The following is a 22,980-nucleotide window of genomic DNA, read 5'->3' as shown; positions in this document are numbered from 1 at the left end:
TACGAACATGAAGGTGAACGGCTTTCATCTGGCGCGTGAAAGATCCGCTTTCAGGCTTGAACGCGACTACTCGAGGTGCAGGACCACCCCAGTAACCCCGGTGTGGATGCTGGCCACTCCGGCGGCGAACCCGTCGACGCCGCGTTCCTCCGTGATGGCGCTTTCGTCGAGGGCGCCGTCCGCGGAGGCGGCGGATCCGCGGGAGGTCGCGCCATCCCAGATCACGGCGGTGACGTTGTCGGTGGGCTCGGCGAGCTGCGCCCCGACGATGAGGAACTCCCGCTCCAGCAGCTGCGCGGTCTCGAACGAGAAGAGGTCCACGACGCCCGCACCGAGCCCGACGATCAGATCCGGATCTGCTGCGAGCGCACGATCCAGCGCAGCACCGACCCCATCGATAGTGGAAGCGTCGGCCGGAAACTCCAGCAGCTCGGCGCGACGCTCCTGCGCGAACCGGCGCGCGGCGTCGAGCAGTGCGGTGGACGACGCCGACCTGTCTCGTGTAACGACCGCGATGCGGTAGCCCACGAGCGCTTCGACGGTCTCCGAAGGGGTCGCTGCTATCGTTCGGCCCGGCTCTGGCACGATCTCGTGTGCCTCTATAAGCGTCGACTCAGTCTCGCGCGGACCCGGCACCTCCAGCGGTGCGCATCCGGTGAGGATGATGGATGCCGCAAGCGCGAGGCCCGTGACCAGTGAGAGAGTCCGCTTCTTCGTGATCATTGCGTCAGTGAAACCGCTGGCGGTGGATCGACGGTGGCGCACGAATGACCGGCAGGTGAACGAGGCGGCGGAGAAGTCTCCCTTCTCTCCAGTCCTCGGGACTTCCGCGAATCGAGCCCGATCAGCGAACGGCGATTGAACGCCGCTATACGCGGGGCACATCGAATCGGCAACCGTGGCTCGAGCCGCGGCATCCGTCCCCGCCACCAGGCTCGCAACGTGGTGGCTCCGTTTGCGGGTGAGTCTGACATTGAGCTCGAACAACGCGCCATGCTCGTGCTGGCCCAATCCACGGTATTTGTCCTCGTCTGAGCGGGCGGGATTCCACGGAAGATGGCAAACTCCTACAGGCCGCCCCGCCCAGCAAGCAGATCGTCTATCGGGCGATCAGGCGGTTCAGTGTGCGACTGCGGCCCTGCGTGCTTCGACGTCGACGAGGACATCGACATTGTCGGTTCGTTGATCGACAGACCCGCGGCCGCGCGGCAAACATTGGACGCCCTGATCCACAATCCCGGCAAGGAGTTGGGCAACGATATCCGGGTCGGGGTGCAGATATGGCCGATCCCAGAATGGGATCGTTGCTCGTGTCGTCGCGGTCAATCCGAGAGCATTCTGCCGCTGGAGCAGCGACTCCAGTGCGGCGGCGATGCCGAGCTGTCGACCGGCCAAGTCGTTGGCGCGGAGTGCAGAGTCAATCGCCTCACCCACCTCACCCGCGCACTCCAATGTCTGGAAGAGCGTGCCGAACCACTTTGCGTACGGTGGCCAGCGGCGTTCCAGCATGAACGCCATGTGCATTGCGGTGTGCACCAAACGAGCCGCGATGATGCGGGAGCCTGCGTCGTCACCGACGTCAGCTGCGCGTCCCATCAGCGGGAGTTCCTGCTCGATGCGAATCCAGTCGCAGGCGAGCACGTACCGCCAGATATCGTCGGGATACCATTCGAGCGCCCGTCGAGCTGAGACAAGTTCGTCGGAGGTCTCAGCGAAGAGCGGGCCGGCGACGACTTCGAGTGCAGCCTGCCCTGAGAGCGAAAGCCAATCGCGGGCGGACGCGCCCGCACGAGGATCGAAGCCTAAATGCGCGTTCAGGAAATCGGAAACGCTACTCACTTCGACCTGGTGCCGCTGCTCCGTCTGACCGGTGAAGGCGAATCGGATCGGCAACCCACGAAAGCTGTCGGGGAGAAGCCGCTCAAGCTCCAGGTCGACGTCAGCCACTGCGGCATCAGGCACGAACAGGTTCAGCCGCAAACCCCAGTCATGATCGCGTGATACGGCGTCGTCGAGACCGAGGACATCAGAGCCAGCGCCAAGCCGACCAGCGGTGTAAGAAAGATTGGGGAACTGCTCCGCCAGCATCGGTCCCACGACTTCGAGGAAATAGGCCCGCGAGAGGGCGAGGCCGCTCGTATCCATATCGGTCACCTTCCCATCTTGCACGCCCGACCAAGACCGGAAGCCCGTAAGGGCGGTCGCGCAGCGGGCGCCAGCTGGCCGCCGAGTGCACTCGCGGGGGCCGGCGAATGAGGTGCCCATTTACCCAGCCCGGTGAAAACGCCCGCAAGGGTGCGCCTACTGCAACGGCACGGTCGGCTCGTCCATGGAATCCACTCGTTCGGCTGCGGCGACCACCCGACTCACGTCGGGTCGACGGTCACATGGCACCGGGCATTCCACTCGGTCTCGCGCAGAGCGTAGACATCCGTGTCGGCCCACCGGCCCTTGAACCAGATGTTGGCGGCGAAGTGCGCCTCCTTGCGCATTCCGAGTCGACGGCAGAGCGCGACAGATGCCGCATTCCGCGGGTCCACCTCGGCGACGATGCGATGCAGGGCGATCGACTCGAATCCCAGCCGAAGCGCTTCCATCGCCGCCTCGGTCGCGTAGCCCTGGCCTGAGTGGTCGGGGTGGAACGCCCAGCCGATCTCGGCACACCCGTGCTCGGCGCGCTTGAGGCTGAAGTACAGATCCCCGATCACGCGCGCATCATCCCTGCGTTCCACCGCGAGTTCCAGGAAGTCGCCGTCGGATGCGAGGGGCGTCTGCTGCGACCACGTTGCGATCCTCGCGGCGGCGGTCCGGCGATCGCGCGGCTGGTAGAGGAGGTACTCGCAGACGTCGGCCCGTGACTGGTAGTCGAGGATGTCATCGAGGTCGGCCTCCCGCATGACGCGTAGCCGGAGGCGTTCGGTGAGTGTCTCCTCGAACTGGAACGGGAGGTAGAAGTCAGGACGCTCGCTCACGCCGCCGAGGCTAGGGGCGCCTCGAAGCGCGCGATCAGCATTACGACGTCGTGGGCGGGCTCCCGGCATGTGTGTATGTTCCGCGCGGAGATGACGCAATGGTGCCGAATCCGCGGTACTTGTCCGCCGCGGGGACGGCGGATTCCACGCTGGATGGCAATTTCCTACACATGGCTGGCATCGGCGAGAAGCACACCGCGCCCGAAAGCGGATCGCTGCGCGTGGTTCCTGCCGTGCTGGCGGTGGCAGGCTTGCGGGATGGATATCGATGCGATGAGCCGAGTCGTCGCCTCCGCTTCCGGTAGCGACGACGTTCGCGGCGTATGAGTGGAACGTCTCCCTGCGAACGGCAGCGGAAACGAGGCCGATGTAGTCGGCCGGCGCCCGGCATCGAGCTCGTGACTATGGGGAATGTGTGTGACCCAATCGAGAGATCGTTCCGAGTGCGGCCGCAGACCGCTTCGGCAATCTCGCTTTGGGAATGATGGACTTCGGCCCCGGGTAGCTCCGTGGAGCTACCCGGATCGGATACCTGAGGGTGACGACGGGCGAGCGATGAGCTTCATAGCGTGTGCGGCATGACATCACCCCTTTCGAATCCAGCACGAACGCGTTCTCAGTCGATCGGCCGCATCACGCTTCTCGTCGCGACGTTCCTCTTCGTGATGGTTGCCGTCAACACCGTCGCCTCCGCTCTCCCGAACCCGCTCGTCTCGCTCGTCGTGGGACCCGCCATGGGCGTACTCGTGCTGTGGCTGTACGCCTGGTCCGTCAGGCGCCTCGAAGCTCGTCCGGTCGTCGAGCTCGCTCGTCCACGCTTCAGCCGGCTGGCGGTCGGTGCGCTGGGTGGGCTCGCCCTCGCCACCGTCACGATCGGGATCATCGCGCTGCTCGGCGGCTATCAGATCACCGGTGCCGGCACGGCCGCCGGGGCGCTCACCGTCGTCGGAATGATGTGCGCGGTCGCGGTGACCGAAGAGGTGCTCTTCCGCGGCGTCATCCTGCAGCTGCTCGAGCGCGCGTTCGGCACGTGGATCGCCCTGGCCGGCTCCGGGGTGCTCTTCGGGCTCGTACACCTGCTCAACCCGGGCGCGACGCTGTGGGGCGCCGTGGCGATCGCCGTCGAAGCCGGGCTCATGCTCGGCGCCGCGTTCGTCGCGACGCGGTCGCTCTGGCTGCCCATAGGGTTGCACCTCGGCTGGAACGTCGCGATCGTCGCACTCTTCGGCACCGTATCGTCTGGTTCGGACGCGCAGGGCTCGTTGGTGGACGCCGTGACACAGGGGCCAGCCTGGCTCACCGGCGGCACGTTCGGTCCCGAGGCAAGCCTCGTCGCGGTCCTCGCGTGCTCGGCCGTGACGACGGCGCTGATGGTGTGGGCGCACCGCAACGGCCGCATCGTGCCCCGCCCGCGCCGACAGTTGGTGCTGCGGTGAATGACCCCGCGGCCATCGCGACCGCACACGCCGACCAGCCCAACAGCGGCAGCACAAGCACGGAGAGCACCTGGTTCCCATCAGCCGTCGCTGCGTAGGTTGGCCGATCTGGTCATGCCGGTGCAGCGCTGGAGGCGACAGATCCGTGTGCAGGTTTCGCGTGAAGATGGCGCTATCGAGCCAGATCCACGGCGTCCGGGGCAGAGCGGGCGGTATTCCACTGTAGATGGCGAATTCCTACACATTGCCGCCATCGGTGAGGGCCCGCTCGCCGCGAGCGGATTCGCTAGGGGGCACCAGTCTCTGAGACTTGCCAGGCCGGCAGGAGCACGGCGGTCCAGAGGCCGATCACGGCGATGAGAGAGAGGAAGGCAACGGCCGTTCCGCGCGGCCGCCAAAAGCCGCGCGGCCAGCCAGTTTCCCGTTTGATCGCGATCAGAGAGAAAGCCGTGAGCACGAGTGCCACCAGCGGTGGGATGGCCGCGGCGAAGGGGATCCAGATGAGGAACCAAGTCGCGAAGTAGAGCGGCAACGCCAAGACCACCGACCAGACGACGACTGCCCATGCGATCGCGGTGCCATCCTTGCGCGACGTGATGGCGGGCACCTGGCTGCGGCCTGTAAACGGTGGCATAGCAGTCACGCTAGCTACTCGACGACGACGACGTAGGCGTCGTGCGATTCCGCCCAGTCGGTCGCCGCCGCGACCAACGCGTCTCGGTCGCTGCTGCCTGCTAGCCCGGGCCCGCCGGATTCGTCGACGGTTGAGATCGTCCCCCAGACACCGAAGCCCTGGTAGACGATGACGACGGTCCGACCAAGCTCGTTCGCGTATGAGTTTGCGACCTCGCGGATGCTTCTTGTGCCCGCCATGGGCGCAAACTCGTCGGCGGTCTGTGTCTGGGCTGCGCCGGGCGCGGCGTCGGCGGCTATCTGATCGATGACTGGCTGCGGAAGGGGCTGCCCGGGTGTCACGACGACGACGGTGCCATCGTGAAGAGTGATGTCGCGGGGAGCGTGCCTCGCGAGCACCTGCTTCTCGAACTCGGAGAGCTCACCGTCCCCGTCCGAGTCCCCTTCGATTGGCGCGGCCTCCGTGGCTGCCGCCTGTGCGTCGGTGTCGGGCAGAAACGAGGCGTTCCCAGTGGTGCAGCCGGTGAGCACGGCGATCGTAAGCAGGCCTGAGACGGCTGCGCCGGCGGTGCGGATAGTGGTCACCCGGTGGTCCCCTCTAGTTGTGTGGCGAATATGCCATCTAGATGCCAAGTGTCGCGGAATTCGCCATCTTTTACGCGGAACCTACACAAGCTGTAGGTTCCAGGCGAAGATGTCACTGTGGGCGCCGAATCCACGGTACTTGTCTGCTCTGGGCGGTCGGAATCCGCGAAAGATGGCCAATTCCTACACCTGGCCACCTTCGACGAGCGAGCCACGCACCGTAAGCGATCGTTCAGCGTCCGCGTGGGTCGCATCGGAGCGATAGATTCGCCGGATGTACGAACTCTTCAACTTCGGCGCCATTTACGGCGCAATCTGGCTGATCTTCGCACTCGCGCTGCTGGCTGTGGTCGTCTGCCTGATCGTGTTCCTCATCTCAGCGACGAAGGCCACCGCCGCTGTCGCTCGTTACCGCCGAGTCCAGACGGAGCTGCTGCTTGCAGACGCCTCGGATGGTGGACCACTCGACGGCGACGACACGAGCCGGCCCGCGACCTGATCCGGCGCGTGGTTGCCGTAAGCGGGTCGGGCAGCGGGCCTGTGGCGGTGGCCGAGTGAGTTCACTGCATCTGGCGAAGGAGGTGTCCATTTGCCCGGCCCGATGAAGACGCCCGCACGGGTACGCTCACTTCGACGGCCACACGACCAGGGTCAACGACGGCTGCCGACGATCCGTCCGCCTCGATATCGACCGGGATGTAGGTTCTGCGCGAAGATGTCGCCCTGACGCCGAATCCACGGTATTTGTCCAGGTCTGAGCGTGCCGGAGGAAGATGGCCAATTCCGGCTCGCCGAGCTCGGTCGCACCAGCGACTGAGACGCCCGGGATGGCGCGCATCCGCCGACCGGTGGATGACCGACCGGTGGATGCGCGCATCGGTCGGCTGGAGGCTGCCGACAAGCGCGCGAACGCGGCAGGCTCGGGGCATGGACATGAGAGCGCCTGCAACGGGGAGAACGAGCGGAGTGAGCACGGATGCCGCGATCCAGGCATCGCACACGGGTCATGAGCACGGGTGGATCGTGGAGTCGGCGCACTCCACATCAGAGGGTCGGGTTCTTTACGTGCGATGCGCCGAGTGCGGAGTAAGACGGATCGACGTGCAGCAGTACCCAGACGCTCCGCCCACGGTGCTCAGCGTTAAGTTGCGCCAGCCTTCCGGCGGCGCCACGCCATGAGCCCGGTGGCGTCTACTGCAACGGCGTCGGCACCGATTGCTCATCCATCAATGGGATCAGCGGAAGACGAGCGGCAACTGTCGAGGGCGCCGAGCCGAGTCTCAGATACTTGTCATTTCGCCAAGTGCGTGACAAATCATCGGAGAAAATGACAGGTTGCGCGAGAACCTACACGGGATTCCGCGACAAATGGCGGATCCGCCATTTGCATGTCAAGTACCGCGGAATCCGCCATCTTCCCGTGGAATCTACAGCAGGCGCCTACGACTGCACCATGTCGGTGAACCGCGAGAAGTGCCCGTGGAACGCCACCGTAATGGTGCGGGTCGGGCCGTTGCGGTGCTTTGCGACGATGAGGTCGGCCTCGCCGGCTCGCGGGCTGTCGCGCTCGTAGGCGCTCTCGCGGTGCAACAGGATCACCATGTCGGCATCCTGCTCGATCGAGCCCGACTCGCGCAGGTCGCTGAGCGCGGGCATCTTGTCGGCGCGCTGTTCGGGGCCACGGTTCAGCTGCGACAGCGCGATCACGGGCACCTGCAGCTCTTTCGCGAGCAGCTTGAGCGCACGCGAGAACTCCGACACCTCCTGCTGGCGGCTCTCGACGCGCTTGCCGCTCGTCATGAGCTGCAGGTAGTCGATGACGACCATCTTGAGCCCGACGCGCTGCTTCAGCCGTCGGCACTTCGCCCGGATCTCGACGAGCGTCATGTTGGGGGAGTCGTCGAGGTAGAGCGGCGCATCGTTGATGCGGCCTCGCGTGGCGGCGATGGTCGTCCAGTCGCGGGAGTCGACGGTGCCCTTGCGCATCATCTGCAGGGGCACGGATGCCTCGGCTGAGAGCAGTCGCATGGCGATCTCGCTCTTGCCCATCTCGAGTGAGAAGAACACCGAGGGCAGGTCGTTCGTGATGGATGCCGCGCGGGCGAAGTCGAGCGCGAGCGTCGACTTTCCCATGGCGGGTCGCGCCGCGACGATGATCATCTGGCCGGGGTGGAACCCGTTGGTCAGGTCGTCGAGATCGGCGAACCCGGTGGGCACGCCGGTGAACTTGCCATCGGTGTGCTTGGCGGCTTCGATCTCATCGATCGCCGCGGTCACGGCGTCGGACAGCGGCACGTAGTCTTCGGTCTCGACCGAGCCGGTGACGCTGTAGATCTCGGCCTGGGCGTTGTTGACGAGGTCGGTGACCTCGCCCTCGCCCTGGTAGCCCATCTGCACGATGCGCGTGCCGGCCTCGACGAGCCGGCGCAGCAGGGCCCGCTCTGCGACGATCGACGAGTAGAAGCCGGCGTTCGCCGCGGTGGGCACGATGCTCGTGAGCGTGTGCAGGTACTCCACGCCGCCGGCGCGCTGCAAGTCGCCCGTCTTCGTGAGCTCGTCGGTGACGGCGATGACGTCGGTGGGCTCACCGTGCGAATAGAGCGTGAGGATCGCGTTGAAGACCACTTCGTGCTTCGGCACGTAGAAGTCGACGCCGCGCACGGTCTCGATGACGTCGGCGACGGCGTCTTTCGAGAGCATCATGCCGCCGAGTGCGCTCTGCTCGGCGAGGAGGTCGTGCGGAGGAACGCGTTCGCCCCGTCGGGCGGTACCGTCGTCGTCGGCCGGTTCAGCGAGCCCGATGTGCGCGATCGACAACTTCATGACCTCCGGTTCGGCTCGAACGGGCGAGCGACCCGCGCCCATCACCCAGTCTCCCGGGAGCCGCCGACATGGCTGGCCGACCGGATCTGCACAAGGGTGGGAAGGGACGCTGCTTCACGATAGGGAAGCCCTGTGGAGTGCACAACCTGGCCTGTGGATAACTCTGGGGACAAACTGGGCGAAACGCCGTGGAAGGTGTGCACTCAGCCTGTGGACAACTGTGGAATTCGTGTGAATTACACGACCTGAATTCCAAGACGACCGGGGATTTAATCTATGCACACCTGTGAGGGAAAACTTCTTTGAAAGTCCGTCCGGCCTGTGGGTCGACCTGTGTACAACGGACTCAGCAAACTCCAATATCAACTTGCGCGATCGGGGTCCGCGGGTGTACACGCACAACGACGAAACGGCGGCCCGGGCCGAAGCCCGAACCGCCGCTTGCGTGTGTGCTGCGAGTTACTTCGCCGCGACCACCTGAAGGGTGATCGTCGCCGAGAGCTCGTCGTGCAGACGAACCGTCGCCTCGTGGTCACCGGTCGCCTTGATGGGCGCCGTGATCTCGATCTTGCGCTTGTCGATCTCGCCGAGACCGGCGGCCGACACGGCAGCCGCGATGTCAGCCGTCTTGACGGAGCCGAAGAGGCGACCGCCGAGACCCGACTTGACGGCCAGCTTGACCTTGCCCGACTCGAGCTTGGCCTTGAGGGCCTGCGCGTCTTCGAGCGAGTGCAGCTCGCGGGCGATGCGGGCCGCCTTGATCTGCTCGACCTGCTTCTCGCCACCGCGCGACCACGCCACAGCGAAGCCCTTGGGAACGAGATAGTTGCGAGCGTAACCGCTCTTGACCTCGACGACGTCGCCGGCCGTGCCGAGGCCGGTGACCTCGTGCGTGAGAATTACCTTAGCCATTGTCGTGCTCCTTAACGGCCAGAGCCCGAGTAGGGCAGAAGGGCCATCTCGCGTGCGTTCTTGACGGCGCGGGCGATGAGGCGCTGCTCCTGCACGGAGACACCGGTGATACGGCGGGCGCGGATCTTTCCACGCTCGGAGATGAACTTGCGAAGCGTCGCGACATCCTTGTAATCGATGACACCGACCTTGATGGACTTCGCCGGGGCGGCGTTCTTCGCGCCCTTCCCGCGGGTCGGCTTGCGGCGGTCGCCGCTCGACTTTCCAGCCATTGTCTTTCCTGTCTTGGTTGAGTTCGCGGGGCGAGCAGGTCGCTCAGCGACCGGCTCGAATCCTGCTGAATATTAGAAGGGAGTCTCGTCGCCGTAGCTCGTGCCGGGGGTGTTCCAGACATCGCCGCCGCTGCCGCCGCCCTGGGGGGCTGCTGCTGCGGGAGTGCTGGGTGCCCACGGCTCGTCGGCACCGGCGCCGCCCCCGAAGGAGCCGCCTCCAGCGCCGCCTGCGCCACGGTTGGACTGGGCGCGCGTCACTGACGCGGTGGCGTAGCGCAGGCTCGGGCCGATCTCGTCGACCTCGAGTTCCATGGTGGTGCGCTTCTCGCCTTCCTTCGTCTCGTAGGAACGCTGCTTGAGACGCCCGGAAGCGATGACCCGGGAACCCTTGGTGAGTGAACCGGCGACGTGCTCGGCGAATTCACGCCAGACGCTCGCGCGCAGGAACAGCGCTTCACCGTCCTTCCACTCGTTCGCCTGACGGTCGAACGTGCGGGGAGTGGACGCAATGGTGAAGTTGGCAACCGCGAGGCCGTTCTGCGTGTAACGCAGCTCGGGATCTGCAGTGAGGTTGCCCACCACGGTGATGATGGTCTCGCCGGCCATGGGGACTAGTCGTCCTTCTTGGCCGAGGCGGGTGCGGCGGCAACAGCAGCGGCGGGAGCGGCAGCAGCAGCAGCCTTCGCGCCGGCACGCGCCGAAGCGGCGGCCTTCTTGGCGGCCTTCGCCTCCTGGGCCTTCTGGTGTGCGACGACCTGGGCGATCGCCTCTTCCGCACGCAGGACCTTGGTGCGCATGACGGCCTCGCTGAGGTTCAGCTGGCGGTCGAGCTCATCGGTGGTCTTGGACTCGGCGGTGAAGTCGACGACGGCGTAGATGCCCTCGTTCTTCTTGTTGATCTCGTACGCCAGACGACGACGTCCCCAGATGTCGACCTTGTCGACAGTGCCGCCATCGTTTCGGATGACGTTGAGGAACTTGTCAAGGCTGGGAGCAACGGTGCGCTCATCGATCTCTGGATCGAGGATAACCATCAGCTCGTATTGGTGCATGACTAACCCACCTCCTTCGGACTCAAACGGCTACAGGATCTCTGCAGCAGGAGGGTTGTGCATACGTCACGTCATGGAGGCCGCACAATCGCGGCACACGGGCAACCTAGACAGCATAGCGGATGCCCCGCATCCGCACCATTCGCGCGGTCGACCCCACTCACTCCGAACGGGCGGTCCACCAGGCGAGCAAGCGCTCGGTCGCGGCATCCGTGCCGATGGGCCCCTCATCGAGCCGCACCTCGAGCAGGTACCGATAGGCCTCGCCGACGACAGGCCCCGGCTTCACGTCGAGCAGCCGCATGATGTCTGCGCCGTCGAGCTCGGGCCGCACGGCCGCGAGTTCCTCCTCTTCAGCGAGCACCGCGATGCGCTCTTCGAGGTCGTCGTAGGCGAACGCGAGCTGGTCGGCCTTGCGTCGATTGCGGGTCGTCACGTCGGCCCGCGCGAGGATGTGCAGGCGCTCGAGCTGGTCGCCGGCGTCGCGCACGTACCGACGAACCGCTGAGTCGGTCCATGCGCCGTCGGTGTAGCCGAAGAAGCGCAGGTGCAGCTCGATGAGGCGCGAGACCGCGGCGATCGTGTCGTTGTCGAAACGCAGCGCGCGCAGTCGCTTGCGGGCGAGCTTCGCGCCGACCACGTCGTGGTGGTGGAAGCTCACGGCGCCGCCGGGCTCGAAGCGCCGCGTCGAGGGCTTGCCGATGTCGTGCAGCAGCGCGGCGAGCCGAACGATGAGGTCGGGGGAGTCGAGGACGCCGCGCGAGATCTCGTACTCGATGGCCTGGTCGAGCACGGTGAGGCTGTGCTCGTAGACGTCCTTGTGCCGGTGGTGCTCGTCGCGTTCGAGCGCGAGGGCGGGCAACTCGGGCAGCACGCGTTCGGCGAGCCCCGATTCCACGAGCAGGCGGATGCCGCCGCGAGGCGACCGCGTCGACAGCAGCTTCGAGAGCTCGTCGCGCACCCGCTCGGCCGAGATGCGATCGATCTCGGGCGCGAGCATCGTCATCGCCTGCAGGGTCGCCGACTCGACGGTGAACTCGAGCTGGGCCGAGAATCGTGCGGCACGCAGCATCCGCAGCGGGTCATCGCCGAACGACTGCTCGGGAGCGGCCGGCGTGCGCAGCACGCGGGCCACGAGGTCTTCGACGCCGCCAGACGGGTCGACGAGTTCGAGCTTCGGCAGCCGGAGGGCAAGCGCGTTGACCGAGAAATCGCGGCGCGCGAGGTCGTCGTCGAGACTCGAGCCGAAGACCACCTCGGGCTTGCGCGACGCCCCGTCGTAGGCGTCTGCGCGATACGTGGTGATCTCGACCTGCTCGCCGGCGATCTTGGCGCCGATGGTGCCGAACGCCCGGCCGATGTCCCAGATCGCCTCGGCGATGGGCTTCACGATCGCGAGAATCTCGTCGGGCGTGGCATCAGTCGTGAAGTCGAGGTCGTTGACCGCTCGACCGAGGAACGCATCGCGCACGGGGCCGCCGACGAGGGCGAGCTCGTGCCCCGATGCCTCGAACGCGGCGGCGAGCCGCGAAACGGTCGGCGAAGCCGCCAACTCGCCCAGCCGGTCGAGGGCCGCCGCGACACTCTGCATGTCCCTATGTTAAACGGCCGTCGCGGTCACCTGTGGACGGCCGGGCGAACGCCCTGCAGCCACGCCGTAGAATCGCCACCATGGTGTCCGAGTCGAACCGCGCGCGCCCTCGGCGTTCACGGGTCGAATCGACGGATGCCGCGCGCCGATGTTCCACGCGCGACGCCGCTGGCCCTCGCCGCGCGATCGCAGGTCTCGGCGCGATCGCCGCGGGCATCGCGATGCTGATGACGGCGCCGCTCGCGGCCCATGCTTCGTTCGACGCCTCGTTGGAGGCTTCGACACCAGCGCTGGCCGCGGCCGAGCGTTCGGTCGGCGGCGTCATCGTGCGCGTGGCACCGACGGTCGGCACCACGATCACGCCCGGCGCCCCGATCGCGCTCGAGGTCGAGGTCGAGAACGCGACCGCAGAGACGATCGCCGCCGGCAGCATCCGTCTGCTGCGATCGGCGGGCGCGATCGACCAGGTCGCCGAACTCGACGCGTGGGTCGCGCAGGGCCGTGAATCCGAGGCGGCCGGCGCTACCGCAGCCGATTCCGCTCCTGAGGGCACGGCCCAAGACCCTCTCGACGGTGTCGTCGTCGCAGAGGCCGAAGCCGGCGCACTCGCTCCAGGTGCCGTCGACGTCATCTCCGTCACCCTCCCTCCCGAGGCGATCGACGATGTCGACGACACCGCGGTGATCGGTCTCGGCGCAGAGCTCCACGTCGACGGCATGCTCGTGGCCTCCTCGACCGAGGCCTACGCCAACGCGGCGGCCGCGGCATCCGACCCGATCTCGCTCGCCCTCGCCTACCCCCTGACGGTGCCGGCGTCTGCGACCGGTCTCCTCGACGCCGACGACCTGGCGACCTGGACCTCGCCATTCGGCCTCCTGACCCGCCAGCTCGACGCCGTCGCCGGCCGCTCCGTCGCGATCGCCATCGACCCGCGCATCATCGCCTCGATCCGCGTTCTCGGCACCGCGGCGCCGCCCTCCGCCCTCGTGTGGCTCGATCGGCTCGCCGAGCTCCCCAACGAGATATTCCCGCTCGCGTATGCAGATGCCGACGTCGCTGCACAGGTGCAGCTCGGCCTTTCCGTCCCGATCGCGCCGACCTCGTTCACCGACGTCCTCGATCCGGCTGACTTCGATGGCGACGGTGCCGGCGCCGGCGACAACACGCCGCCCACCGACGCGACGCCCGCCCCCGACGAGGAGCCCACCGCCCCGCCCGCGGGTGAGCTGCCCACCACCGAACAACTGCTCGAGTGGCCGTATACGCGCGCCGACATCGCCTGGCCGGCCGATGACACCGTCGCCGCCGGAAACCTCGGCGTTCTCGCCGCCTCCGGTCTGACGACCGCCATCCTCGCGCCGGGCAACGTCGAAGCCGGCGAACCGTGGTCGAACGCCGCATCCAATGTCGACGCGTCGACCGCCGTGGTCGCCGACGCCAGACTCACCGAACCGCTGCGCGAGGCATCCGAGGCGCTCACCGACACCGAGTGGCGCGCGGCGACCGGGCTCCTCGGCGCCGAACTCGCACTCGGCAGCTCATCGACGAGCGCTCGACCGCTCACCCTGCTGGCGACGTTCGACCGCGGAGCCGGCACGCAATCGGCCAGGGTCACCGCCACGCTCGACGCACTCGCAGCCAACCCTGCGGTGGTGCCGGCCTCCATCTCCGACGCCATCGGCGCTCCCACGGTCGAACGCATGCTCGTCGACCTGCCCGAGACCGACCCGCGCCGGGCCAATGTTGATCGGCTCGTGCGCGCCGAGGCCGACATCACCGCCTTCTCCTCGATCCTCACCGACCCGCAGCAGCTGTCGGGGCCGGCACGTCGCGACCTGCTCGCGCTGCTCGATGTGGCCTGGCTCGACGATCGCCCAGCCTGGGATGCCGCGGTCGGTGAATGGCTGTTGACGCAGCGCAACACCCTCGGTGCGGTGTCCGTCGTACCGAGCAGCCAGATCAACGTGGTCTCGAGCGAGACGGGCGTGCCCACGACGATCCTCAATGCCCTGCCCTATCCCGTGACTGTCGTCGTCGACGTCGATCCTTCGAACGGTCGGCTCATCGTCGATGACCAGGCGACCGTCACGGTGGAACCCGAGTCGCGCCGCATCGTTCGCGTGCCCGTCGCCGCAGGCATCGGCAACGGCAAGGTCAACCTCACGGTGTCGCTCACCTCTCCCACCGGAGTGCCGATCGGAGCGCCGGTCGTGATCCCCGCGAACGTGCAGGCCGACTGGGAGGGCCTCGGCGCCGCCATCCTCGGCATCGTGGCCGTCGCCTTCTTCGGCATCGGCGTGTGGCGCAACATCCGTCGTCTTCGCAAGCAGCGCGCCGAGCGCGATGCGGCTGAGGCCTCGGGCACAACGGACGCCTCGGGAACGGCGGCTGCCGCCGAGGTGTCGGGTGCCGCGGATGCTCCTGTCGTCACCGACGCATCGGGCGCGATCACGAGCCCTGCCCCCACCGGCGAATCGGGCGACGAGCGCAACGATGGCTGACGACCGCATCGGGCGGGCGAGCGTCTTCCTCGCCTCTGGAACAATCGTCTCGCGCCTGCTCGGCTTCGTGAAGACCGCCCTGCTCGCTGCCGTCATCGGCGCAAGTGGTGCCGGCGCCAACGCGTTCGCCGCTGCGAACCAGCTCCCGAACACCATCTATGTCGTCGTGGCCGGCGGCGTGCTCAGCGCCGTGCTCGTGCCCCTCATCGTGCGATCGGCAGCACATGCCGACGGCGGCTCGGCGTATATCAACAAGGTCGTCACGCTGGGGTTCACCATCCTCGCCGGCGCTGCGGTGCTCGCTACCCTCCTGACCCCGGCGTTGACACTGCTGATCGGTTCACGAATGAGCGACGGCGTCTTCGCCCTCGCGGTGGCGTTCGGTTACTGGTGCCTCCCGCAGATCTTCTTCTACGGCATGTATTCACTCCTCGGCGAGGTGTTGAACGCACGTCGGGTGTTCGGTCCGTTCACCTGGGTGCCAGTGCTGAACAACCTCGTCGCACTGGCCGGTCTCGGGGTCTTCGTGCTGATCTTCGGCGCTGATCCCGATGGCGTTCGTTCGGCGGGGGAGTGGAGCGCGGGAATGATCGCTCTGCTCGCCGGCTCCGCGACCCTCGGCGTGGCGCTGCAGGCCCTCGTGCTGTTCTGGTTCTGGCGGCACGCCGGCTTGCGCTATCGGCCCGATTTCCAGTGGCGCGGGGTCGGCCTCCGTTCCACCGCGGGCATCGCCGGCTGGACGTTCGGAATGCTGCTCCTCACGACGATCGCAGGGTTCGTCGAGACCTCCGTCGTCGGTGTCTCGGCGAACGCGGGCGATGAAGCCTCGGTCTTCGTGCTGCAGACCGCATGGCTGATCTTCATGCTGCCGCATTCGGTGATCACGGTTTCGATCGCAACGGCCTATTTCACGCGCATGAGCGAGCATGCCGCCGTCGGCCAGATCGATCGGGTGCGCGCCGACCTCTCGAGTGCGGTGCGCGGCGTCGGTGTCATCATCGTCTGCGCGGCGGCGGTGCTCATCGTCTGCGCGTATCTCTTCGCGAGGGTCTTCACCGAGGTCGAACCACTGATCTGGTCGATGGGCAATGTCATCATCGCCTACGTCATCGGCCTCATCGGCTTCAGTGTGCTGTTCATCGTGCAACGCACGTACTACTCGCTGGGAGACACGAAGACGCCGTTCTTCTTCACACTCGTGCAGGTGGTGTTGTTCATCGCCGGGGCGCTCGCCTGCATCGCTCTCCCGAGCTCCTGGGTCGCGTTCGGAATCGCGACCGTCACCACCCTCGCCGGCGTCGTGCAGCTCATCATCGCCATCGTGCTGCTTCGCCGTCGCATCGGCCCCCTCGACGGTCGGCGCATTGCCAGCACCTTCCTCCGATCCGGTGTCGCGCTCATCCTCCCGGTGCTTGCCGGCGTGACGCTGCTCCTCGCCCTCGGCGGAACGCAGGCTTCCGGATTCGCACTCTCGAGTGTCTTCGGCGCGATCGTCTCCATGGCGATCATCGGATCCGTCATGGCGACGCTGTACTTCGGGGGTCTCTGGGTGCTGCACTCGCCCGAACTGCGCGGATTCGCGGCCCCGGTCATCGCACGCATCCGCCGTGGCTGAGGCAGGCGGCCCTGATGCGCGCACGGCGCTCGGGACGCGGCATCCGTCACACACTGGCTCACCAACATGCCGCGGAATAGCGTCCGCTTAGACTGTGTTGAGCATGTCGTGGCATCCGATTCGTTGAATGCTGCGAGTCACCAGCAACGACAGGAGCGGGTTTTGCGCGACATCATCATCATCGGTTCAGGACCGGCCGGTTTCACAGCGGCGATCTATGCCGCGCGCGCGCAACTGAACCCCCTGCTCATCGCGAGCTCGGTCGAGATCGGCGGCGAGCTGATGAACACGACCGAGGTCGAGAACTATCCCGGCTTCCCCGAGGGCATCATGGGTCCCGACCTCATGACGAAGTTCCAGGAACAGGCCGAGCGGTTCGGCACCGAGGTCGTCTACGACGACGTCGTCGAGCTCGAGCTCGACGGCCCCGTCAAGCGCGTCAAGCTGGGCAACGGTGACGAGCACGAGGCTGCCGCGGTCATCTACGCGACCGGGTCCGCCTATCGCAAGCTGGGCCTGCCCGAAGAAGAGGTCCTCTCGGGCCACGGTCTGTCGTGGTGCGCGACGTGCGACGGATTCTTCTTCCGCCAGAAGACCATCGCGGTCGTCGGCGGCGGCGACTCGGCGATGGAAGAGGCGACGTTCCTCACCCGCTTCGCCGACAAGGTCTACGTGATCCACCGCCGCGACTCCCTCAAGGCGTCGAAGATCATGCAGCAGCGTGCCTTCGACAACGAGAAGATCGAGTTCATCTGGAACGCCGAGATCGCCGCGATCCACGGCACCGATGCGGTCACCGGCGTCACCCTTCGCGACACCGTGACGGGCGATGAGCGCGGGCTCGACCTCGACGGACTCTTCGTCGCGATCGGCAACGACCCCCGCACGCACCTCGTGCACGGCAAGCTCGACCTCACGAGCGAGGGCACGATCGCCGTCGACGGTCGCACATCGAAGACCAACATCCCCGGCGTGTTCGCCGCCGGGGATGTCATCGACCCGCACTACCGCCAGGCGGTCACCGCTGCGGGTTCCGGCACCGTCGCGGCCCTCGATGCCGAGCACTACCTGGCCGCCCTCCCAAAAGCGCCTGAGGACGCGTCGGAATCGTCGGTCGCCGAGGCCGAATTCGCCGCGGTGAACTGAAGCTTGCGGCATCCGCAGCTCTGATCGTCCGTCCTATTCCTGATCTTCCGACGTCCATCAAAAGGAGAACGCAATGACTGCACGTGCAGTGACCGAGGCCACCTTCGAGCAGGAGGTCCTCAACAACGAGAAGGCGGTTCTCGTGGACTTCTGGGCCGAGTGGTGTGGCCCGTGCCGCGCAGTCAGCCCGATCCTCGACCAGATCGCGACCGAGCACGCCGACAAGCTCGACATCGTCAAGCTCAACGTCGACGAGAACCCCGGCCTCGCGATGAAGTACCAGATCACCGCGATTCCCGCGTTCAAGGTCTTCCAGAAGGGCGAGGTCGTCAAGACCGTCATCGGCGCCAAGCCGAAGCCCGCACTCGAGGCCGACCTCGCCGCCTACATCTCGTAGTCGGCGGTCGAACTTCAGACCCGTCCGGCGAAAGCCGGGCGGGTCTTTCGTTTCTCCCGCGACTCCGTTGCCTGAGCCTTCGCTCGCGAACCGGCGAACGGATGTCTCTCGGCGGGAGCGCCCCCGAACGACCACCCGAATCCCAGCAACTAGCATGGAAATCCTGAGCAGAACGGAAGCACGCAGTGACATCTGACGGCGTCCCCCAGCGGACCGGCAACAATCTCGACCCTTGGTACGCGAATTATGCCGAGCGAGCCGCCGGGCTTGCCGCCTCAGAAGTTCGAGCCCTCTTCGCCGTCGCCTCCCGACCCGAGGTGGTGTCGCTCGCCGGCGGCATGCCGTTCGTCTCGGCGCTGCCGCATGAACTCATCGTCTCCTCGATGGAGAAGGTCATGCGCGAGCAGGGTGCCGTGGCCCTGCAATATGGCTCTGGTCAGGGAATTCCGCAACTCCGCGAACAGATTCTCGAGGTGATGTCCCTTGAGGGCATCCGCGGTGCCGTCGACAACGTGGTGACCGCGACGGGCTCCCAGCAGGCACTCGACCTCGTTGCCAAGCTCTTCATCGACCCCGGAGACGTGATTCTCGCCGAGTCGCCGAGCTACGTCGGTGCACTCGGCATCTTCCGCTCGTACCAGGCGAACGTCATGCACGTCGCGATGGATGAGAACGGACTCATCCCCGAGGCGCTTCGGCAGACCATCGCCGCGCTTCGCGGCCAAGGGCGGCGCATCAAGTTCCTCTACACGATCCCGAACTTCCACAACCCTGCCGGCGTCACCCTGTCTGCCGAGCGACGACCCGAGATCCTCGAAATCTGCCGGTCGAACGAGATTCTCGTGCTCGAAGACAACCCCTATGGATTGCTGCACTTCGACGAGCCGGCGCCGAACGCACTGCGCTCACTCGACCCCGACGGGGTCATCTACCTCGGATCGTTCTCGAAGACGCTCGCTCCCGGATTCCGCGTCGGCTGGGCTCTCGCCCCGCATGCGATCCGCGAGAAGCTCATTCTCGCGGCCGAATCGGCGATTCTCTCGCCCAGTTCCTTCAGCCAGTTGGTCGTGTCGGAGTACCTGGCGACCACTGATTGGCGCGCCCAGATCGACACGTTCCGCGGCGTCTATCGCGAGCGAAAGAATGCGATGATCGACGCACTGGGGGAGTACCTGCCGCAGTTGAGTTGGACGAACCCCAATGGCGGGTTCTACGTCTGGGTCACCATGCCCGACGTGCTCGACTCGAAGCAGATGCTGCCTCGCGCCGTGAAGGAGTTGGTGGCCTATACGCCGGGCACTGCATTCTTCGCCGACGGACGCGGTCGGCACGCGATGCGCTTGTCATACTGCTATCCGACGCCCGAGGCGATCCGGCTCGGCATTCGTCGATTGGCGACCGTCGTGAACGGCGAGCTCGACCTGCTCGATACCTTCGCCGGCACCGGCACGCTGCAGCTTCCACCGAGCGCCGGCTACGATTCCGCACCGCCCTCCGACCTGAAGTAGTGGAGAAACACCTGATCATGAGCGATTCTTCCAATCTTTTCGTCGTCGTGCTCGCCGGCGGTATCTCGCACGAGCGCGACGTCTCGCTGCGCTCGGGTCGCCGAGTGGCCGAAGCGCTCACGGCGGCCGGGCACCGAGTCGAGCTTCGCGACCCTGACGCCGGGTTACTCCCGTACCTGGTCGGTGAGCGGCCCGATGTCGTCTTCCCCGCGCTGCACGGTTCGAGTGGTGAAGACGGCTCCCTGCTCGAACTCCTCGCTTCCATCGACATGCCGACGGTCGGATCGTCGGGTGCGGCCGCACGACAGGCGTGGTCGAAGCCGATCGCCAGTTCGCTGCTTGCAGCGGTCGGCGTCTCAGTTCCCGAATCCATCGTGCTCTCACACGAATCGTTCCGAGAGCTCGGCGCGGCGAGCGTACTTCGGGTCGTTCGATCGTCACTCGATGGCGATTTGGTTGTGAAGCCGGCCTCGGGCGGTTCGGCGCAGGGCGTCACCATCGTCGCGGATTCGAACGATCTGCCGCGCGCCATGGTCGAGGCGTTCACCTACGCCGAGGTCGCCGTCGTCGAGCGACGCATCGTCGGCACCGAGATCGCGGTCGCGGTCGTCGACTCGGGCGATGGCCCTCGAGCGCTCCCCGCTGTCGAGATCGAGCCGACCACCGGCGTCTACAGTTTCCAAGCGCGATACAACGCGGGGGAGACGACGTTCTATGCTCCATCGCGACTTGACGAGGCCGCAGTCACTGCAGTGATGGGTGCCGCGGTGCTCGCGCACCGCACACTCGGCCTTCGTGACCTGTCGCGTGTCGACTTCATCGTCGATGCAACGGGTACGCCGTGGTTCCTCGAGGCGAATGTGATTCCCGGCTTGACCGAGACATCGCTGGTGCCGCTCGCGATCGAGGCATCGGGCACGGATGCCTCGACGCTCTACAGCTCGCTCGTGCACGCCGCCCACGCTCGAGCGCGCTGACATCACGCGAGCACGGAAGGGCCGACCCGCTGGGCCGGCCCTTCTGTCGTTTCGCCGCCGGATGAGCGTGGAACTCACCGCGCCGACGCCCGAGAATGCGCTCGTTTCAGTTCGTCAGGAACGATTCTGCGGGCGAAGCACGGTCACACGCCTTCGAGATTCTCGCCGAGTTCCGTGAGGATCCGGCGAAGATCTTGCACCGTTGCGAAATCCACTGTGATCTGGCCTTTTCGAGCCCCCAGTGCAATCTTCACGCGCGTGTTCAGCCGATCCCCGAGGCGAGTCGCCAGATCTTCGAGAAAGTCCTGTCTCTTGCCGGCCGACGGCTTGGGTCGGGTCGACTTCGGGTCCTTCGTCGCGACCGCCTCGGCCGCGCGAACCGAAAGCTCCTCGTTGACGATCTTGTCCGCGAAGCGCTGCATCTCAGCGGCGTCATCGCCGATCGAGAGGATCGCTCGAGCGTGACCCGCGGTGAGCACGCCGGCCGCAACGCGAAGCTGCACCGGCTCGGGGAGCTTCAGAAGACGGAGCGTGTTCGAGATCTGCGGACGTGACCGACCGATGCGTGAGGCGAGCTGCTCTTGCGTGATGCCGAAGTCTGCGAGGAGCTGTTGGTACGCCGAAGCCTCTTCGAGTGGATTGAGCTGCGAGCGATGCAGGTTCTCGAGCAGCGCATCGCGCAGCATGTCTTCGTTCGCCGTGTCTTTGACCACCGCAGGAATCGAGTCGAGCCCGGCGGCCTTCGTCGCGCGGAGCCGACGCTCACCCATGACGAGCTCGTACTTGCCAGCGAGCTCGGGATGGCGCCGAACGACGATCGGTTGAAGAACACCGAACTCACGAACGCTGTGCACGAGTTCGGCGAGGTCGTCGGGGTCGAACACACTGCGCGGCTGCTGCGCGTTCGGAACGATGTCGTTCGGGTCGAGGCGCGCGAGGTGCGCTCCGGGAACCGCGAGCAGTCCGTCAGTGGCGACCGCTTGCTCCACGACCGCGACTGCGGCCGTGGGCTGCGCATCTGAATCGGGGAAGAAGACGTCGACCGGGCGCGCCCGAGTAGCGTCGTCACCGCTCGGGATCAGAGCGCCGATTCCACGACCGAGTCCGGTTCGCTTGGTTGCCATCAGTTCGACTCCTCGGGTTTCGCAGCTCCGCGATGTGCAATCTCGGCCGCTGCCTCTCGGTACGACAATGATCCGCTCGATGCATAGTCGTAGCTGATCACGCTCTGCCCATAGCTCGGCGCCTCGGAAACGCGCACCGAACGCGGGATGATCGTGGAGAGGGTCTGGGTGGGGAAGTGGTCGCGCACTTCTTGAGCGACCTGTTGGGCCAGGTTCGTGCGCGAGTCGTACATCGTCAGCAGGATCGTCGAGAGGCGAAGCTCGGGGTTGAGGTGCTTCTCGATGAGTTCGATGTTGCTGAGGAGCTGGGAGAGTCCCTCGAGCGCGTAGTACTCGCACTGAATCGGGATCAGCACCTCACGAGCCGCGACGAATGCGTTGATCGTGAGCAGCCCCAGGGAGGGCGGGCAATCGATGAAGACATAGTCGTACGGGCGCTCCATCGAGGCGAGGTGAGCATCCAGTGCGCGGCGAAGGCGCTGTTCGCGAGCGACGAGCGAAACGAGTTCGATCTCTGCGCCCGCCAGGTGGATGGTAGCCGGCACGCAATCGAGCAACTCGTGCTCGGTCGACGGCTGCACGACCTCTGCAAGGGCGACATCTGAGACGAGCACCTCGTAGACGCTCTTGCGCTCTGAACGATGGTCGACGCCAAGGGCGGTCGAGGCGTTGCCCTGCGGATCGAGATCGATCACGAGCACTCGAGCACCGGATCGAGCGAGTCCGGCGGCGAGATTCACGGCGGTCGTCGTCTTGCCGACGCCACCCTTCTGATTCGAGATGGTCAGCACGCGGGTCGAGGGAGGAAGTGGAAGTACCGCCTCTTCGAGCGCGATGCGCCGGCGCGTCTCGTCGGCGAGTTCGTAAGCCAGGGGAGTGCCTCCGTGATGTGAAGACGTTTCACGTGAAACATCTGGGTCTTGGGTTGGTGAAAGCGTGGCATTCGACGGAGCCTCGTCGTCGAGGCGAAGTCCGGTGTCAGGAGCAGCCTCTACGCCTGGCCGCGCCTCGCGCAGTGTACCTGTGGCGCCAATGAGGGGTGCTTCGCGGCCGGTGGTGACAGCAGAGGCAGGCGAAGCGCTATTGGAAGGGCTGAGATTCTGCGCCTCCACTCTCGTGTCGACGGTGTCTGCATGCTCAGCACCTTCGGCGACATCGGAGAGTTCATCGGGCCGCACTGGGAGCGTCGTCGACGTCTGGTCAGGCTCAGGTGCAGCATGCTCAGAAGGTGCAACGGGCTCGGAAGATGGCGTTGGCTCAGGGGGTGCAACGGGCTCGTTGGCCGTCTGAGCGCTCGCGCTCGGGTCTTCGTCGCGTGCAGACAGCGGCCGCGGCGGATGCAGTGCTGACGCCGTATCGGCGGTTGCATCACCGACGATCTCGCGGATGAGGTCTTCGAGGAGGCGATCGGGCGCCGCAGCCACACGGCGATCAAC

The 22,980-nt window shown here is 66.2% G+C and carries 21 protein-coding genes; 8 read left to right on the top strand and 13 right to left on the bottom strand.

What is annotated here, in order from left to right; genetic code table 11:
* Nucleotides 1-66: 66 nt before the first annotated feature.
* The 3 genes from H521_RS24935 to H521_RS22040 form a co-directional block, all read right to left on the bottom strand.
* Nucleotides 67-987, bottom strand: a complete 921-nt coding sequence (locus tag H521_RS24935) for a hypothetical protein (protein WP_156891299.1) — start codon at nt 985-987, stop codon at nt 67-69.
* A gap of 132 nt (nt 988-1,119) precedes the next feature.
* Nucleotides 1,120-2,145 (bottom strand): DUF4037 domain-containing protein, encoded by a 1,026-nt coding sequence (locus H521_RS22045; RefSeq protein WP_022892399.1) that lies wholly within the window; start codon nt 2,143-2,145, stop codon nt 1,120-1,122.
* A 221-nt stretch (nt 2,146-2,366) separates the two neighbouring features.
* Nucleotides 2,367-2,972 carry a GNAT family N-acetyltransferase gene (locus H521_RS22040; protein WP_022892398.1) on the bottom strand — a complete coding sequence of 202 codons (606 nt, stop codon included), beginning with the start codon at nt 2,970-2,972 and terminating at the stop codon, nt 2,367-2,369.
* A 578-nt stretch (nt 2,973-3,550) separates the two neighbouring features.
* Between H521_RS22040 and H521_RS22035 the strand changes: the two genes are divergently transcribed.
* On the top strand, nt 3,551-4,408 hold the full coding sequence (locus tag H521_RS22035; protein ID WP_022892397.1) for a CPBP family intramembrane glutamic endopeptidase: 858 nt from the start codon (nt 3,551-3,553) through the stop codon (nt 4,406-4,408).
* Between the two features lie 286 nt (nt 4,409-4,694).
* Here the strand turns inward: H521_RS22035 and H521_RS0107420 are convergent, their stop codons facing one another.
* Complete coding sequence (locus tag H521_RS0107420) at nt 4,695-5,015, bottom strand: hypothetical protein (protein WP_022892396.1); 321 nt, start codon at nt 5,013-5,015, stop codon at nt 4,695-4,697.
* Between the two features lie 41 nt (nt 5,016-5,056).
* A complete protein-coding gene (locus H521_RS0107415) occupies nt 5,057-5,626 on the bottom strand; it encodes a hypothetical protein (RefSeq protein WP_022892395.1) in 570 nt (189 codons plus the stop codon).
* 274 nt (nt 5,627-5,900) lie between these two features.
* On the opposite strand from H521_RS0107415, the gene H521_RS0107410 reads away from it, so the two are divergent.
* The gene (locus H521_RS0107410) at nt 5,901-6,125 is read left to right on the top strand and encodes a hypothetical protein (RefSeq protein WP_022892394.1); all 225 of its coding nucleotides are present in this window, start codon (nt 5,901-5,903) and stop codon (nt 6,123-6,125) included.
* A gap of 941 nt (nt 6,126-7,066) precedes the next feature.
* On the opposite strand, the gene dnaB is transcribed toward H521_RS0107410, so the two are convergent.
* The 6 genes from dnaB to H521_RS0107380 form a co-directional block, all read right to left on the bottom strand.
* The gene (gene dnaB, locus H521_RS0107405) at nt 7,067-8,443 is read right to left on the bottom strand and encodes a replicative DNA helicase (protein WP_026482035.1); all 1,377 of its coding nucleotides are present in this window, start codon (nt 8,441-8,443) and stop codon (nt 7,067-7,069) included.
* A gap of 465 nt (nt 8,444-8,908) precedes the next feature.
* Nucleotides 8,909-9,361 carry a 50S ribosomal protein L9 gene (gene rplI / locus H521_RS0107400; protein WP_022892392.1) on the bottom strand — a complete coding sequence of 151 codons (453 nt, stop codon included), beginning with the start codon at nt 9,359-9,361 and terminating at the stop codon, nt 8,909-8,911.
* An 11-nt stretch (nt 9,362-9,372) separates the two neighbouring features.
* Entirely contained in the window at nt 9,373-9,633 is a 261-nt protein-coding gene (gene rpsR / locus H521_RS0107395; RefSeq protein WP_022892391.1) for a 30S ribosomal protein S18, read from the bottom strand.
* Between the two features lie 72 nt (nt 9,634-9,705).
* Nucleotides 9,706-10,239 carry a single-stranded DNA-binding protein gene (locus H521_RS0107390; protein ID WP_022892390.1) on the bottom strand — a complete coding sequence of 178 codons (534 nt, stop codon included), beginning with the start codon at nt 10,237-10,239 and terminating at the stop codon, nt 9,706-9,708.
* 5 nt (nt 10,240-10,244) lie between these two features.
* Nucleotides 10,245-10,685, bottom strand: coding sequence for a 30S ribosomal protein S6 (gene rpsF, locus H521_RS0107385; protein ID WP_026482034.1), 441 nt, complete (start codon nt 10,683-10,685; stop codon nt 10,245-10,247).
* Nucleotides 10,686-10,845: 160 nt separating this feature from the next.
* Nucleotides 10,846-12,276 carry a CCA tRNA nucleotidyltransferase gene (locus H521_RS0107380; RefSeq protein WP_022892389.1) on the bottom strand — a complete coding sequence of 477 codons (1,431 nt, stop codon included), beginning with the start codon at nt 12,274-12,276 and terminating at the stop codon, nt 10,846-10,848.
* A gap of 80 nt (nt 12,277-12,356) precedes the next feature.
* Here H521_RS0107380 and H521_RS22030 point away from each other — a divergent pair, with 80 nt between their 5' ends.
* The 6 genes from H521_RS22030 (at nt 12,357) to H521_RS0107350 (ending at nt 20,420) form a co-directional block, all read left to right on the top strand.
* Nucleotides 12,357-14,777 carry a DUF6049 family protein gene (locus tag H521_RS22030; RefSeq protein WP_022892388.1) on the top strand — a complete coding sequence of 807 codons (2,421 nt, stop codon included), beginning with the start codon at nt 12,357-12,359 and terminating at the stop codon, nt 14,775-14,777.
* On the top strand, nt 14,770-16,392 hold the full coding sequence (gene murJ / locus H521_RS0107370; RefSeq protein ID WP_022892387.1) for a murein biosynthesis integral membrane protein MurJ: 1,623 nt from the start codon (nt 14,770-14,772) through the stop codon (nt 16,390-16,392). Before H521_RS22030 ends, murJ begins: the two co-directional genes overlap by 8 nt.
* A gap of 162 nt (nt 16,393-16,554) precedes the next feature.
* The gene (gene trxB / locus H521_RS0107365) at nt 16,555-17,538 is read left to right on the top strand and encodes a thioredoxin-disulfide reductase (protein WP_022892386.1); all 984 of its coding nucleotides are present in this window, start codon (nt 16,555-16,557) and stop codon (nt 17,536-17,538) included.
* Between the two features lie 73 nt (nt 17,539-17,611).
* The gene (gene trxA / locus H521_RS0107360) at nt 17,612-17,935 is read left to right on the top strand and encodes a thioredoxin (RefSeq protein WP_022892385.1); all 324 of its coding nucleotides are present in this window, start codon (nt 17,612-17,614) and stop codon (nt 17,933-17,935) included.
* Nucleotides 17,936-18,120: 185 nt separating this feature from the next.
* A complete protein-coding gene (locus H521_RS0107355) occupies nt 18,121-19,443 on the top strand; it encodes an aminotransferase-like domain-containing protein (RefSeq protein WP_022892384.1) in 1,323 nt (440 codons plus the stop codon).
* A gap of 17 nt (nt 19,444-19,460) precedes the next feature.
* A complete protein-coding gene (locus tag H521_RS0107350) occupies nt 19,461-20,420 on the top strand; it encodes a D-alanine--D-alanine ligase family protein (RefSeq protein WP_026482033.1) in 960 nt (319 codons plus the stop codon).
* Nucleotides 20,421-20,563: 143 nt separating this feature from the next.
* Here the strand turns inward: H521_RS0107350 and H521_RS0107345 are convergent, their stop codons facing one another.
* Together H521_RS0107345 and H521_RS26385 are read right to left on the bottom strand one after the other, a co-directional pair.
* Nucleotides 20,564-21,544, bottom strand: a complete 981-nt coding sequence (locus tag H521_RS0107345) for a ParB/RepB/Spo0J family partition protein (RefSeq protein WP_022892382.1) — start codon at nt 21,542-21,544, stop codon at nt 20,564-20,566.
* A complete protein-coding gene (locus H521_RS26385; RefSeq protein ID WP_040424127.1) occupies nt 21,544-22,416 on the bottom strand; it encodes a ParA family protein in 873 nt (290 codons plus the stop codon). Before H521_RS26385 ends, H521_RS0107345 begins: the two co-directional genes overlap by 1 nt.
* Nucleotides 22,417-22,980 lie beyond the last annotated feature (564 nt).

The organism is Agromyces subbeticus DSM 16689, from assembly GCF_000421565.1.
Taxonomy (GTDB): Bacteria; Actinomycetota; Actinomycetes; order Actinomycetales; family Microbacteriaceae; genus Agromyces; species Agromyces subbeticus.
Note: the sequence above shows the minus strand (reverse complement) of the source record. Positions and strands in the feature narration are given on the sequence as shown.